This is a genomic window from Novosphingobium flavum, assembly GCF_014230315.1.
GTDB lineage: Bacteria > Pseudomonadota > Alphaproteobacteria > Sphingomonadales > Sphingomonadaceae > Novosphingobium > Novosphingobium flavum.
Genome location: NZ_JACLAW010000001.1, coordinates 93,574 through 108,094 on the forward strand (window position 1 = coordinate 93,574; position 14,521 = coordinate 108,094).

The 14,521-nt window shown below is 68.6% G+C and carries 12 protein-coding genes; all 12 read left to right on the plus strand.

The window, feature by feature from the left end; genetic code table 11:
• Position 1: 1 nt before the first annotated feature.
• The 12 genes from mraY (at position 2) to H7F51_RS00495 (ending at position 14,368) form a co-directional block, all read left to right on the plus strand.
• Positions 2-1,072, plus strand: a complete 1,071-nt coding sequence (gene mraY / locus H7F51_RS00440; protein WP_185662238.1) for a phospho-N-acetylmuramoyl-pentapeptide-transferase — start codon at positions 2-4, stop codon at positions 1,070-1,072.
• Complete coding sequence (gene murD / locus H7F51_RS00445; RefSeq protein ID WP_185662239.1) at positions 1,069-2,412, plus strand: UDP-N-acetylmuramoyl-L-alanine--D-glutamate ligase; 1,344 nt, start codon at positions 1,069-1,071, stop codon at positions 2,410-2,412. The genes mraY and murD overlap by 4 nt, the downstream gene beginning before the upstream one ends.
• Positions 2,409-3,638 (plus strand): FtsW/RodA/SpoVE family cell cycle protein, encoded by a 1,230-nt coding sequence (locus H7F51_RS00450; RefSeq protein ID WP_185662240.1) that lies wholly within the window; start codon positions 2,409-2,411, stop codon positions 3,636-3,638. Before murD ends, H7F51_RS00450 begins: the two co-directional genes overlap by 4 nt.
• A 10-nt stretch (positions 3,639-3,648) precedes the next feature.
• Complete coding sequence (murG, locus tag H7F51_RS00455) at positions 3,649-4,833, plus strand: undecaprenyldiphospho-muramoylpentapeptide beta-N-acetylglucosaminyltransferase (protein ID WP_185662241.1); 1,185 nt, start codon at positions 3,649-3,651, stop codon at positions 4,831-4,833.
• Positions 4,830-6,233 carry a UDP-N-acetylmuramate--L-alanine ligase gene (murC, locus tag H7F51_RS00460; RefSeq protein WP_185662242.1) on the plus strand — a complete coding sequence of 468 codons (1,404 nt, stop codon included), beginning with the start codon at positions 4,830-4,832 and terminating at the stop codon, positions 6,231-6,233. The genes murG and murC overlap by 4 nt, the downstream gene beginning before the upstream one ends.
• 5 nt (positions 6,234-6,238) lie before the next feature.
• Positions 6,239-6,469 carry a hypothetical protein gene (locus tag H7F51_RS00465; RefSeq protein ID WP_185662243.1) on the plus strand — a complete coding sequence of 77 codons (231 nt, stop codon included), beginning with the start codon at positions 6,239-6,241 and terminating at the stop codon, positions 6,467-6,469.
• Positions 6,439-7,467: a UDP-N-acetylmuramate dehydrogenase gene (murB, locus tag H7F51_RS00470; RefSeq protein WP_185662244.1), complete on the plus strand. Its 1,029-nt coding sequence runs from the start codon at positions 6,439-6,441 to the stop codon at positions 7,465-7,467. The genes H7F51_RS00465 and murB overlap by 31 nt, the downstream gene beginning before the upstream one ends.
• A complete protein-coding gene (locus H7F51_RS00475; protein WP_185662245.1) occupies positions 7,464-8,429 on the plus strand; it encodes a D-alanine--D-alanine ligase in 966 nt (321 codons plus the stop codon). Before murB ends, H7F51_RS00475 begins: the two co-directional genes overlap by 4 nt.
• The gene (locus H7F51_RS00480; protein WP_185662246.1) at positions 8,426-9,400 is read left to right on the plus strand and encodes a cell division protein FtsQ/DivIB; all 975 of its coding nucleotides are present in this window, start codon (positions 8,426-8,428) and stop codon (positions 9,398-9,400) included. Before H7F51_RS00475 ends, H7F51_RS00480 begins: the two co-directional genes overlap by 4 nt.
• Positions 9,400-10,683, plus strand: a complete 1,284-nt coding sequence (gene ftsA, locus H7F51_RS00485) for a cell division protein FtsA (RefSeq protein ID WP_185662247.1) — start codon at positions 9,400-9,402, stop codon at positions 10,681-10,683. Before H7F51_RS00480 ends, ftsA begins: the two co-directional genes overlap by 1 nt.
• A 130-nt stretch (positions 10,684-10,813) precedes the next feature.
• Positions 10,814-12,313 (plus strand): cell division protein FtsZ, encoded by a 1,500-nt coding sequence (ftsZ, locus tag H7F51_RS00490; protein ID WP_185662248.1) that lies wholly within the window; start codon positions 10,814-10,816, stop codon positions 12,311-12,313.
• Positions 12,314-12,469: 156 nt separating this feature from the next.
• Positions 12,470-14,368 carry a tetratricopeptide repeat protein gene (locus H7F51_RS00495; RefSeq protein WP_343061150.1) on the plus strand — a complete coding sequence of 633 codons (1,899 nt, stop codon included), beginning with the start codon at positions 12,470-12,472 and terminating at the stop codon, positions 14,366-14,368.
• The last annotated feature ends 153 nt before the right edge of the window (positions 14,369-14,521 follow it).

Consider the following 14,521-nt stretch of genomic DNA (forward strand, 5'->3'; position numbering starts at 1 on the left):
CATGCTTTACCTCATCGCCGACTGGATGAACTTCCCCGGCATTGCGAACCTCATTCGCTACCAGTCGTTTCGCGCCGGCGCGACCATGGCCACGGCTTTCCTGATCGGCCTGATCATCGGCCCGCGCTTCATCAACATGCTGCGCGTGCGCCAGGGCAAGGGGCAGCCGATCCGCGAGGACGGCCCGCAGAGCCACCTCGCCAAGCGCGGCACGCCGACCATGGGCGGCCTGATGATCCTGATCGCCCTGGTGATCTCGATGCTGCTGTGGATGGACCTGTCCAACCCCTTCGTCTGGGCCTGCCTCGCGGTCACCGCCGGCTTCGGCGCGATCGGTTTCATGGACGACTACGACAAGGTCACCAAATACAGCCACAAGGGTGTGCCGGGCCGGGTTCGCCTCGCCATGGAATTCGTCGTGGCCGGGATCGCCGCCTGGATCATCGTCAGCCAGGTCGGCACCGACGTTTACGTCCCGTTCCTGAGCAATCGCTACATCCCGCTCGGGCCGCTCTACTATGTCTTTGCCGCCGTGGTGATCGTGGGCGCGGGCAATGCGGTCAACCTGACCGACGGGCTCGACGGGCTGGCCATCATGCCGGTGATCATCGCCGCCGGGACTTTCGCGATCATCGCCTATCTGGCGGGCCGCATCGACTATGCGCATTATCTCGGCATTCCCCACGTGCCGCGCGCGGGTGAACTCGCCATCCTCTGCGCCGGGATCATGGGGGCGGGGCTCGCCTTCCTCTGGTTCAACGCGCCGCCGGCCGCCGTGTTCATGGGCGATACCGGCTCCCTCGCGCTCGGCGGCGCGCTCGGCGCCATCGCCGTTGCCGCGCATCACGAGATCGTGCTCGCCATCGTCGGCGGCCTGTTCGTGATGGAGGCCGTCTCGGTCATCATCCAGGTCTTCGTCTACAAGCGCACCGGCAAGCGGGTATTCCTGATGGCCCCGATCCACCATCACTTTGAAAAGCTCGGCTGGGCGGAATCGACCGTTGTGATCCGCTTCTGGATCGTCTCGATCATCCTTGCCCTGATCGGTCTGTCGACGCTCAAGCTACGATGATCACCTCGCCCGCCTTTGCCGGCAAGCGCTATGCCGTCCTCGGTCTTGCCCGCACCGGGCTCGCCGCGGTCCGCGCCCTGCTGGCAAGCGGCGCCGAAGTGACTGCGTGGGACAGCCGCGACGAGCCGCGCCAGGCCATCGTCGCCGAATTCGGCGAACGGGTCGCCCTGGCCGATCCGGTCACTTCAGACCTTGCCGGCTATGCCGGGGTGCTGGTCTCGCCGGGCGTTCCGCTCAACCGCCACCCGATCCGCGAAGCGGCGGAGCGTCACGGCGTGCCGCTGATCGGCGATATCGAGATTTTCTCGCAGGCCCGGATGAACCTGCCCCCGCACAGGGTGGTCGGCATCACCGGCACCAACGGCAAGTCGACCACGACGGCGCTGGTCCACCACCTGCTGCAGACCGCCGGCCTGCCGAGCCTGATGGGCGGCAATATCGGCCTGCCGATCCTGGGCCAGAAGCCGCTCGCCCCGAACGACAGGGGCGAGGGGGTCTATGTCCTTGAACTGTCGAGCTACCAGATCGACATCACCCAGCGGCTCGATTGCGATGTCGCGGTGCTGCTCAACGTCAGCCCCGACCACCTCGACCGCTACGGCAGCTACGAGGCCTATGTCGCCTCCAAGGCCCGCCTGTTCGGAATGCAGGCGATCGGCCATGTCGCGCTTGTCGACTACCGGGCGGAGATGGACGAGGACATCCTCCGCTTCGCCCCCGATGGCCAGCGATTCCAGTTCATCGACGGGGTGGACCTGCCCGGCAACCAGGCGGACTGGCCCTCGCTGCAAGGACCGCATAACCGCGCCAATGCCGCCGCCGCCGTCGCTACGGTTCGTCACCTCGGGCTCGACGATGCGACGATCGAGGCCGGGCTCAAGACCTTTTACGGCCTGCCCCACCGGATGGAACGGGTGGCCGAGGCCAATGGCGTTATCTTCATCAACGACAGCAAGGCCACCAACCCGGCGTCCACTGCCCCGGCCCTCGCTGCCTTCCCGGCCGCTCCCGCACCGCGCATCCACTGGATTCTTGGCGGCCTGCCCAAGGGCGATGACCTTGACGACTGCGTGCCCTTCTTGGGCAACGTCGCTGCCGCCTATACCATCGGCGATGCCGGCCCGCGCTTTGCCGAGCTGCTCGAGGGCCATGTGCCCGTCCGCCGCAGCGAGATGATGTGCGAGGCGATCCGCCAGGCGATCGACGCGGCCCATCCGGGCGACGTGGTCCTGCTCTCGCCGGCCTGCGCCAGCTTCGACCAGTTCCGCGACTATGAGGCGCGCGGCGATGCCTTCCGCCAATTGGTCGGTGCCCTGCTCGAGGGAGGAAGCTGCGGATGACCCAGTTCAGCGGCATTTCCGATCACACGCCCTTCGTCCCGCGCGCCGGTGCGGTTCCGGCCGGGCTGCGCCTCAAGCGCAACCGCCGCCACGAACTGGCCGTATGGTGGCGCGAGATTGATCGGGTGCTGCTGTTCCTCGTCCTCTCACTGATGGCGCTGGGCGCCGCCGCCGTGGCTGCGGCCTCGCCCGCCAGCGCGCGGCGCCTGTCCACCTCGGCAATCCGGCTCGATGACCTGCACTTCTTCGTGCTGCACATCCGCTGGCAGATCATCGGCCTCGTCACAATGTTCGCGGCCTCGACACTGCCCAAGGAAACCGCGCGCCGCGCCGGGATCATGCTCGGCTTCGGGATGATCTTCGCGCTGATGCTGGTCCCGGTTATCGGCACCAACGTCAACGGCGCCAAGCGCTGGCTCAATCTCGGCATTTCGCTGCAGCCGTCGGAATTCCTCAAGCCCGCCTATGCCATCGCCATGGCCTGGGTCCTGTCGTGGCGGGTGCGCGATCCGGGCCTGCCGGTGCTGTGGATCGCCACGGGCATGATGGGGCTGGTCTCGTTTCTGCTCATGCTCCAGCCGGACTTCGGCTCGACCGTGCTGTTCGCCGGGGTCTGGTTCGTGCTGGTCCTGCTTTCGGGCCTGCCGGTCAAGCAGATCTCGCTCCTCGGCGCGGGCGGCGTGGTTGGCGTGGTGGCGACCTATTTTCTCTACGACAACGCCCGCCACCGCATCGACAATTTCCTGGGCGGCGGCACGGCCTACGATCAGGTCGACCTCGCCTCGCGCACGATCTCCTCGGGCGGGTGGACCGGCTCCGGCCTGTGGCTCGGCACCCGCAAGCTCTCTCTGCCCGAGGCCCATACCGACTATATCTTCTCGGTGATCGGCGAGGAATTCGGCCTGCTGGTCTGCGGCCTGATCGTCCTGCTCTATCTCGCCCTCGTCACCCGGGTCCTGCTCCGGCTGGTCGAGGAGGAGGATCTGTTCACGGTGCTCGCCGCGACCGGGCTTACCGCCCAGCTTGGCGGGCAGGCCTTCATCAACATCCTCGTCAATCTCCAGCTGTTCCCGTCCAAGGGCATGACCCTGCCGCTGATCTCCTACGGCGGCTCGTCCACGGTGGCGCTGTGCCTTGGCGTTGGCTTCCTGCTGGCGATCACCCGCCGCAATCCCTACCTGCAGCGCGAGCGCTTTACCCTGCGCGACGCCGGAGTGCTGAAATGAGCGTTGGCCAATGAGCGGGGTAAGCCGCCACTATGTCCTGGCCGCCGGTGGCACCGGCGGGCACCTGATTCCGGCCTTCGCCCTGGCGACCGAGCTGGAGCGGCGCGGCCACCACGTCGCGCTGGTGACTGACGCGCGCGGCGCGGCGATTCCGGGCAAGCCCGACTTCCTGCCCGCCCATGTCCTGCCCGCCGGGCGGATCGAGGGGAAGAACCCGCTGAACTGGCTCAAGGGCTTTCGGGCGATCTTGGAGGGGCGGCGCATGGCGCTGCGCCTGTTCGACTCGTTCCAGCCCAGCGCCGTGGTCGGCTTCGGCGGCTATCCCGCCCTGCCGACCCTGCTAGCTGCGACCTCGGCCAGGATCCCCTCGGTGATCCACGAGCAGAACGCCGTGCTGGGCCGGGTCAACCGCTTCCTCGCCGGCAAGGTCGATGCCATTGCCACGGCTTACAGGCAGGTCGATCGCCTCGCCGAAAAGCTCGCGGGCAAGGTCCATCTCGTCGGCAACCCGGTTCGGCCCGAGGTCCTGACCCTGCGCGACCAGCCCTATCCCGAATTCACCGAGGACGGGCTGCTGCGCGTGCTCGTGACCGGTGGCAGCCAGGGCGCGCGGGTCCTGTCCGAAGTCGTGCCCGATGGCCTTGCCATGCTCCAGCCGGCGCTGCGCACCCGGCTCCAGGTGATCCAGCAGTGCCGCCCGGAAGACATCGACGTCGTGCGCCAGCGCTATTCCAGCCACGGCATCCCGGCCGAACTCGCCACCTATTTCGAGGATATGGCCGAGCGGCTGGCCGATGCCCACCTGTTCATCGGCCGGGCCGGGGCCTCGACCATCGCCGAGCTGACCGCCGTGGGCCGCCCGGCCATCCTCATTCCCCTGCCGATCGCGACTGACGATCACCAGGCCGCCAACACGCGCGAGATCGTCGAGGCGGGCGGCGCCCGCTCGATCCGCCAGGCGAAATTCACGGCCGTCGAACTCGCCAAGCAGATCCAGGCCATGGCCCAGCATCCGCATAGTCTCGCCAATGCCGCCCATGCGGCGTGGAACTGCGGCTATCCCAATGCGGCAAGCGACCTTGCCGATCTCGTCGAAAGCTTCGGCGCTACCCCCCTGATGGACGTGATCCGGGTTGGCGGTGCGGCGCAGGCCACCGGCGGCAAGGAAGCCCTCGCGCGCGATATGGCCGAATGAAGGGCGTTGGAACCGATATCGGGACGATCCACTTCGTGGGGATCGGCGGGATCGGCATGTCCGGCATTGCCGAGGTGATGAACAACCTCGGCTATACCGTGCAGGGCTCCGACATTGCCGAAGGCTACGTGGTCGAAGGGCTGCGCAAGCGCGGGATCAAGGTGATGATCGGCCACAAGGCCGATAACCTTGGCGATGCGGCGGTCGTCGTCACTTCCACCGCCGTGAAGCGCGATAATCCGGAAGTCGCCGCCGCCCTAGAAAACCGCATTCCCGTCGTGCGCCGCGCCGAAATGCTGGCCGAGCTGATGCGGCTCAAGAACACTGTCGCCGTGGCCGGAACGCACGGCAAGACCACGACCACCTCGATGGTCGCGGCCCTGCTCGATGCCGGCGGGGTCGATCCCACGGTGATCAACGGCGGGATCATCAATTCCTACGGCTCGAACGCCCGTCTCGGCGCGTCGGACTGGATGGTGGTCGAGGCCGACGAGAGCGACGGGTCCTTCCTGCGGCTCGACGGTACGATCGCGGTCGTCACCAACATCGATCCCGAACACCTCGATCACTATGGCTCGTTCGAGCGGGTGAAGGAGTGCTTCGTCGAATTCATCGAGAACGTGCCGTTCTACGGCGCGGCGGTGCTGTGCATCGACCATCCCGAGGTCCAGGCGATCATCCCCAAGGTGCGCGATCGCCGGGTGATCACCTATGGCTTCTCCGCCCAGGCGGACGTGCGGGGCGAGGGCGTCACCCCGATTCCCGGCGGAAACCGCTTTACCGCCGTCCTGCGCCAGCGCGACGGATCGTTCCGCCGGATCGAGGGGATCGAGCTGCCGATGCCCGGCCGCCACAACGTCCAGAACGCGCTCGCCGCCGTCGCGGTCGCGGTCGAGATGGGCTGCGACGGCGAGGTGATCCGCACCGGCTTCGGCAAGTTCGGCGGGGTCAAGCGCCGGTTCACCAAGGTCGGCGAGGTTGCCGGGGCGACGGTGATCGACGACTATGGACACCACCCGGTCGAAATCCGGGCCGTCCTCGCCGCCGCGCGCGAAGGCGCAACCGGCCGGGTCATCGCCGTGGTCCAGCCGCACCGCTTCACCCGCCTGCGCGATCACATGGAAGACTTCCAGGGCGCCTTCAACGATGCCGACGTGGTCTATGCCGCTCCGGTCTATCCCGCCGGCGAACAGCCGATCGAGGGGGTGGACAGCGCGGCGATGGTCGAAGGGGTCAAGGCCCGGGGCCACCGCGCCGCCTTCGTCACCTCCGGCGCCGATGATCTGGCTGAAACTCTCGCCCACACGATCCGGGAAGGTGATATGATCGTCTGCCTCGGCGCCGGCGACATTACCAAGTGGGCCGCCGGTCTTGCCGATGCGATAGGCAAGAGGAGGTGACGGCGATGAACGGTTTTCTCCCCGATCCGACAGCGTGGATGCGGGTCATGCTGGAGGTCCAGAAGGCCCAGCTCGAAGCCGCCGCGAAGCTGGTTGAGGCGGGCAGCACGGCGCTCGATCCCGAACGGGTGGACGAAGCGCGCCAGCAGCTTGAGGAGGCCGGCAAGCAGGCGGTTGAGGCTGCCGAGAACTGGTCGCGCGCGCAGTGGGAGTGGCTCGGCCTGTGGCGGATCTGACCGTCCCCCCATTCCCCGAGGTCGCGGGGAAGCTTACGGCTGAGGCCCCGCTCGCCCCGCTCGTCTGGTTCAAGGCGGGCGGCGCGGCGCAGTGGCTGTTCGAGCCGAAGGACGTGGCCGACCTTCGTGCCTTCCTTTCCGCGCTCGATCCCGCAGTGCCGGTCATGGCGCTTGGTCTCGGCTCGAACATGATCGTGCGTGATGGCGGCGTGCCGGGCGTCGTCGTGCGGCTCGGCAAGGCCTTTGCGAAAGTCCGCAAGCTCGATGGCCTGACGCTCGATTGCGGCGGCGGGGCCAGCGGCATCCTGGTCTCCTCCACCGCGCGCGACGCGGGGATCGCCGGTTTCGAGTTCCTCCGCTCGATCCCCGGCACGGTCGGCGGCTTCGTGCGCATGAACGGCGGGGCCTATGGCGGCGAGGTCAAGGACATCCTCGTCGATTGTGACGTGGTCCTGCGTTCGGGCGAACTGGTCACCCTGCCGCTCACGGACCTGCACTACACTTACCGCCATTCCGAATTGCCGACCGGCGCGATCGTCGTCGCCGCGCGTTTCCATGGTCGTCCGGGCGAACCCGAGGCGATCCAGGCCGAAATGGACCGCATCTCCGCCAGCCGCGAAGCGAGCCAGCCGCTACGTTCCAAGACCGGCGGTTCGACCTTCAAGAACCCCGCCGGCCACAAGGCCTGGGAACTGGTCGACAAGGCGGGGTGCCGCGGCCTCATGGTCGGCGGGGCGCAGGTCAGTGAAAAGCACACCAATTTCCTGATCAACACCGGCGAGGCGACCAGCGCCGATATCGAGGCGCTGGGCGAGGAAGTGCGGCGCCGGGTAAAAGAGAATTCCGGCGTCGAGCTGGAATGGGAAATTCAGCGCGTAGGCATGTTTGCCGGAGCGCCAGACAACAATGGCGTAGGCATGTTTGCCGGAGCGCCAGAAAACAATGGCGTGGGCTTTGCCGCCGCGACGCCAGTCATCGAAAGCGCAGGTAGCAAGTGAACCTCCCGAAACTTCATGTCGCGGTCCTGATGGGCGGCTGGTCGAGCGAGCGGCCGGTCTCGCTGATGAGCGGGGAAGGGGTGGCGAAAGCGCTGGAATCGCGCGGCCACCGCGTTACCCGGATCGACATGGACCGTGACGTTGCCGCCCGCCTGGCCGAGGCCGCGCCCGATGTGGTGTTCAACGCGCTTCACGGCTCGCCGGGCGAGGATGGCACGGTGCAAGGCCTGATGGACCTGATGGGCCTGACCTATACCCATTCGGGCCTCGCCACCTCGGTCATCGCGATCGACAAGGAACTGACGAAACAGGCGCTGGTGCCGCACGGCATTCCCATGCCCGGCGGCCGCATCGTCGAGACCGCCGAGCTTTACGAGCGCGATCCGCTTGCCCGGCCCTATGTCCTCAAGCCGGTCAATGAAGGCTCGTCCGTCGGCGTCGCCATCGTTACCGAGGGCGGCAACATGGGCAGCCCGATCAGCCGCGCCGCCAAGGGCCCGTGGCAGGAGTTCGACCGCCTGCTGGCCGAACCCTTCATCCGCGGCAAGGAACTGACCACGGCGGTGATCGGCGACAAGGCGCTGATGGTGACCGAACTCAAGCCCAAGTCCGGCTTCTACGATTTCGACGCCAAGTACACCGACGGAATGACCGAGCATGTCTGCCCGGCCGAGATCCCCGACGATATCACCGAGGCCTGCAAGGACATTGCCCTGCGCGCCCACAAGCTGCTCGGCTGCAAGGGCACCAGCCGCTCGGATTTCCGCTGGGATGACGAGCGCGGCGTCGAGGGCCTGTTCCTGCTCGAGGTCAACACCCAGCCCGGCATGACCCCGCTCAGCCTCGTGCCCGAGCAGGCGCGCCACTGCGGCATGAGCTACGAGGACCTGGTCGAGGCGATCATCGCCGAGGCCCTGCGTGATGCTGCCGCCGCCCGGCACCACGGAGAAATCCCGGCATGAGCCAGACGATCCGGCGCAAGGCACCGGGCGTGCGCAAGGTCGCCGCGCAGCAGGGCAAGGCGCGCAAGGCGCAGGCCGCCCGCGCCCGCACCGGCTCGGCGCTCGACGCGATCATGGCCTGGCTGCCGTTTACCGACGAACAGCTCCATCGCATCTTCCTCGCCCTGATCTTCGCCGCCGCGATTGCCATCGCCTGGGTCGTTGCGGTGATCGCCGGCGTGCCCACGCTCGCCACCGGCCAGGTCGCCGCGGTCGCCGCCGAGAGCGGGTTTGCCGTGCGCCGGGTTGACGTCCGCGGGGTCAACCACCTCAACGAACTCAAGGTCTATGAAAAGGTCCTGGGCGAAAAGGACCAGGCCATGACGGTGGTCGACATCGACCGCCTGCGGGCTGACCTGCTTGGCCTGTCATGGGTCGAGGATGCCCGCGTCTCGCGCCAGTTGCCCGATACGCTGGTGGTCGACATCGTCGAGCGGAGGCCCCACGCGGTGCTCAGGAAGCCCGACAAGCTGGTTCTGATCGATGCCACCGGCCATGAACTGGAATCGGTCTCGGCCGCGCGGGCCAAGGGCAAGCTCGTCGTCTCCGGTCCCGGCGCGGGCCAGCAGGTCGTGGCGCTTTCCGCCCTGCTCGATGCCGCCCCGGCGCTGAAGCCGCAGGTGACCGAGGCCGAATGGGTCGGCAACCGCCGCTGGAACCTCAAGTTCGGCACCGGGCAGGTCCTCGCCCTGCCCGAGGGGGACAAGACGTCGGCCAATGCCCTGATGGCCTTCGCCCGGCTTGACGGGACCAACCGCCTGCTCGGCGGCAAGGTCGCCGCCTTCGACATGCGCGCGGGCGACCGGATCTACTTCCGCGTTCCCGGCCGGGTCGAGGATGAGGCCAAGGCCGCGGCCAAGGCTGCTGCCGAAAAGGCAGCCGCCAAGAAGGCGGCCAAGGAAGCCGAAGCCAAGGCGCAGGAGCAGACCTGATGGTGCAGCCCGCGCGCATCACCCGCGTCATCGGCGCGGTCAACATCGGTTCGTTCCGCATCTCGGCCATGGTCGCCGGGATCACCGAAGGCGGCGAACTGCAGATCCTCGGCTCCGCGCACCGCGCCGCGCAGGGGGTCAAGCGCGGCTACGTCACCGACATGGCGGCCGCCACCTATGCCGTGCGCGATGCGATCGAGCGGGCGGAGAAAATTGCCCAGACCGCGATCGGTTCGGTCTGGATCGGCACGGCCGGGGCGGGGCTCGCCAGCTCCGTCGCCCAGGTCGAGATCGAGATCGGCGGCCGCCGGATCGAGCAGGACGATATCGAGCAACTGCTCGTCGCCGGGCGCGAGGTGATCCAGCCCGACGGGCGCATGGTGCTCCACGCCCAGCCCGCCCATTACACGCTCGACGGGGCGCACGGCGTTTCCAATCCGCGCGGACTCCATGCCGAGCGGCTGGGCGTCGATATCCATGTCATGCTCGCCGATGGCGCGCCGGTCCGCAACATTACCGAGGCGGTGCAGAACGCCCATCTCGACGTCGATGCCGTGGTCGCCTCGCCGATGGCGGCGGGCCATGCCTGCCTCACGCAGGAAGAGCGCGACCTCGGCGTCGCGCTGGTCGAGATGGGCGGCGATGTCACCAATGTCTCGGTCTATGCCGGCGGCATGTTGCTTGGCCTTGCCTCGATCCCGCTGGGCTCGGGCGACATCACCGACGCGATCGCCTCGGCCTTCGGCATCCGCCGCTTCCAGGCCGAACGCCTGAAATGCGTCAACGGCTCGGCCATCGCCAGCCCGGCCGACCACCGCGAACTGGTCCCGGTCAACGGGCCGGGCGAGGAGCCGACCGGCACGCTGGCCCGCCATGCCGACGAGCAGAACCGCATCCCCCGCGCCGAACTGGTCTCGGTCATCACCACCCAGCTCGGGCGGCAGATGGAAGAGGTCAACAAGGCGCTCAAACACCTCGGCTTCAGCGGCACGCGCGGCCAGCAGGTGGTGATCACCGGCGGCGGCGCCGAACTGGTGGGGCTGGCCGACTATGCCCAGCAGGCGCTCGGCAAGCCGGTCCGGATCGGCCGTCCGCCCCAGCTGATCGGCCTGCCGGAGGCTCATGCCCGGCCGGGATTCGCCACGCTCGCCGGGCTCATCCTCTATGCCGCGGCGGATCCGGTCGACATCCGCTCGGTCGGCCGCGCGGGCCGTTCGGTGGCGGGCAGCGCCGGCAAGGGGCTGGTCAGCCGGATATACCGGGCCGTCATGGAGTATTTCTGAGGCAGAATGGGGGAAATGCGCGGCTGCGGACTGTGGACAAAGCCTGTTGCCCCCTTGGTCTGCCGATTCGAACGGTGCATTTACCAATAATTGTAGTGCCCGCCGCCCCGGGCCCTGGCTGGAGATCAGGATGAGCATCAATATCGGACCGCCGGCAGTCGAGGAACTGCGCCCCCGCATCACCGTGATCGGCGTTGGCGGAGCTGGCGGCAATGCCATCGCCAACATGATCCAGGCCGAGATCGAGGGTGTCGACTTTATCGTCGCCAACACCGATGCCCAGGCGCTCAACAATGCGATCGCGGAGCATCGCATCCAGCTCGGGCCGGATATCACCCAGGGCCTTGGCGCCGGTTCGCGCCCCGAAGTGGGCCGGGCCGCGGCGGAAGAGACCGTGGCCGAGATCGAGCGCGCGCTGGAAGGCGTGCATATGGTCTTCATTGCCGCCGGCATGGGCGGCGGCACCGGCACCGGCGCTGCGCCGGTCATCGCCAAGATCGCGCGTGACAAGGGCGTGCTGACCGTCGGCGTCGTGACCAAGCCGTTCCTGTTCGAGGGTACCCGCCGGATGCGCTCGGCTGAAAGCGGCATCGCGGAGCTGCAGAAGCACGTCGATACGCTGATCGTCATCCCGAACCAGAACCTGTTCCTGGTCGCCAAGGCGGAAACCACCTTCAAGGAAGCCTTCCAGCTGGCCGACGAGGTGCTCCAGCAGGGCGTTCGCTCGATCACCGACCTGATGGTCATGCCGGGCCTGATCAACCTCGACTTTGCCGACGTCCGCTCGGTGATGGGCGAGATGGGCAAGGCCATGATGGGCACGGGCGAGGCGGAGGGCGAAAGCCGCGCGCTCGAGGCTGCGGAGCGGGCGATCTCCAACCCGCTGCTCGACGGCGTGTCGATGCAGGGCGCCAAGGGCGTGATCATCTCGATCATCGGCGGCGAGGACATGAAGCTGCTCGAGGTCGACGAGGCCGCAAACCACATCCGCGAACTGGTCGATCCCAATGCCAACATCATCTGGGGCTCGGCCTTCAACCCGGACCTTCAAGGCAAGATCCGCGTCTCGGTGGTCGCCACCGGTATCGAGCAGACCGCCGAACAGCAGCAGCAGCTGACGTCCAGCGGCTTCTCGCTCGGCGCCTCGCGCGGGATCGCCCGTCCGGGCGTGGCCCGCGCCGAGGCTCCTGCCCCGGCGCCGGTCCAGCCCGAGCCGGCTCCCGCCCCGATAGTTGCCGCGCCCGAGCCTGAGCCGGCCCCCGTCGCTGCCGCGTCCGAACCGGCCGAGCCGCTCGAACTCGACCTTGCCGGCTTCGAACCCGAAGAGGCTGGCGCCGAACCGGTCGCCGCGGTCGAAGATGCTCCGGCCGAGCCGTCCTCCGACGAACTGCTGCTCGACGCCAGCCGCCTTGCCGCAGAGGACGAGCAGGCCGCTGCGGCCCTGCGCCGCCCGGTGGTTTCCGAAGCGCCGACCCCGCGCCTGTCGGGTGGCGGCACCACCCTGTTCGAGCGCATGGCCAACCTCTCGCGCGGCGGCGGGCGCAGCCTGCGCGAGGACGAGGGCGAGGACGACGGCGAGAGCCAGTCGATCTCGATCCCGCGCTTCCTCGGCCGGCAAAACAACCAGTAATCGGCCGCAGCGGGCGGGCGGGCGCAAGTCCGCCGCCCGTTCCGGCGCGGTTCAGCTTCGCCTGCTCAGGCCAATCGACCGACGGGCGCAGACAACTGGCAATACAGGGACCACGCCGTGGGATCGGCGTGGTTTTCGGCAATGAAGGCGGGTCACGTGAAGCAGGACAGGCAGGGCAGCTGCGATCTGGGCAGTTGCAATCTGGGCGGCGGCAAGCTGCGTGCGCGGCGGATCGCCGCAGGGTATCTCTTGCCGGTCGCGGCCCTGCTCGCGCCGGCCTTGCTTCCGGCCCCGCTTGCGGCCCAGCCTGTGGTCCAGCCGCTGCCCGGCGGCAGCACCCAGACGCTCAACAGCGCGCTCGCCCGCCTCGCCCGCGATCCGCGCGATCTGGGCGCCCTGATCGACGCCGGCAATGCCGCGCTGCAGGTGGGCGATATCGACGCGGCCACCGGCTTCTTCGCCCGGGCCGACCAGCTTTCGCCGAATAACATGCGGGTCAAGGCCGGGCTCGCCTCGGCCCTGGTGCGCAGCGCCAACCCCTATGACGCGATCCCGATGTTCGCCGAGGCCGAGCGGGCAGGGGTGAACGACCCGCTGGTGGTGTCCGATCGCGGCCTCGCCTACGATCTGGTCGGCGATAATGCGACCGCGCAGCGTTACTATCGCCAATCGCTCTCCGCCGCGCCGAACGACGAGACCCAGCGCCGTCTGGCCCTCAGCCAGGCCATCGCCGGGGACCGCGCCGGAATGGAGCAGACCCTCTCGCCCCTGCTGCAGCGGCAGGACAAGGCAGCCTGGCGCACCCGCGCCTTTGCCCTGGCGATCCTCGGGCGTCCGGACGAGGCCGTGGCGATTGCCAACCAGTCGATGCCGACGGATCTCGCCAACGGGATCGCGCCCTACCTGCGCTACATGCCGCGCCTCACGGCTGCCCAGCAGGCCGCGGCGGCCAATTTCGGCCGCTTTCCCCGCGCCGCCGAGATCGGGCGCGATGATCCGCGCGTGGCGCTCTATGCCCCGCCCAAGCGCGTTGCTTCCACGGCCGATGCGCCGCTGGTCCCGGCCGGGACGCCGCTCGGTCGCAGCCGGACCAGTGTCCGCCAGCCAGCCCCCGCGCGCGCGGCCGCCGTCACCCCGCCGGTCGCGCCTGCTGCGATGCGCAGCGCGCCGCCCGAACCGATGCCCGATCGTCAGGTCGGCGCGCCGCCGCAGCTGGTCGCAACCGGTGAACTGCCCCCGCGTACAGCCGCTGCGCCGCTCCCAGTCGCCCCTGCCCCAAGTCCGGCTCCGACCCCGGCGCGCGTTCCCGTCTTCGCACCGGTCACCGCCAGCATCGCTCCGAGCCAGCCCGCGCCCAGCCAGCCCGCGCCGATCGCGCGTCCGGCTCCAGTTCCGGCACCTGTGCAGGCCGCCCTTCCTGCTCCCGCTCCGGCGGTGGCTTCACCCGCGCCGGCCCCGGCTTCCGCGTCCGGATTCGATCTCGCCCGCGTGGTCGCTGCTCAGAGCGGATCGGCCGCGCCGGGTTCGTCGCCAGCCGCTCCTCCCGCGCCGGCGCCAGCTTTTGTCGACGCGCCGCACGTGCCGTCCGCCCCGGCGCCCGTCGCTGCCTCGGCGCCCGCTCCCGCGCCTGTGCGTCGCCCGGCGCCGCCGGCTCGCGTTGCCGATGCCTTCGGCGATTTCACCGTGTCCAAGGGAGTGGTTGCCCCGGCACCCGGCGCGGTCGACGTGCGCAAGATCGCGGCGGCCAAGCCCAAGCCGCCCGAGCCCAAGAAGCCGGCTCACCCCAGCCGGATCTGGGTCCAGGTCGGCACTGGCCGCGATCTCAGGGCGCTGGCCTTTACCTGGCGCGGCCTGGTGAAGGATAATCCGGCCCTCCTGCGCGGCAAGGATGCCATGACCTCCGATTGGGGCCGCACCAACCGCCTGCTGACCGGGCCTTTCCCGACCGAGGCGGCGGCCGAGGCCTATCTCGTCAAGCTCAAGAAGGCTGGGCTCGACGCGTTCGAGTGGATCAGCCCCGCTGGGCAAGTGGTCGACGACCTGCCCGGCACCTGACATGGGGTGGGGCAGGGCTTTCCCCTGCTTTTCCACACCTTGTAAACAGCCTTGTCGAGTTTTGCGCAGGGCTTGCCCGGGTCCGGATTGTGTCGGAGGGGGCAAGCAACGCATCCAGCCTCTGCCTTCGGGGAGAACAGACAAGTGAGGACG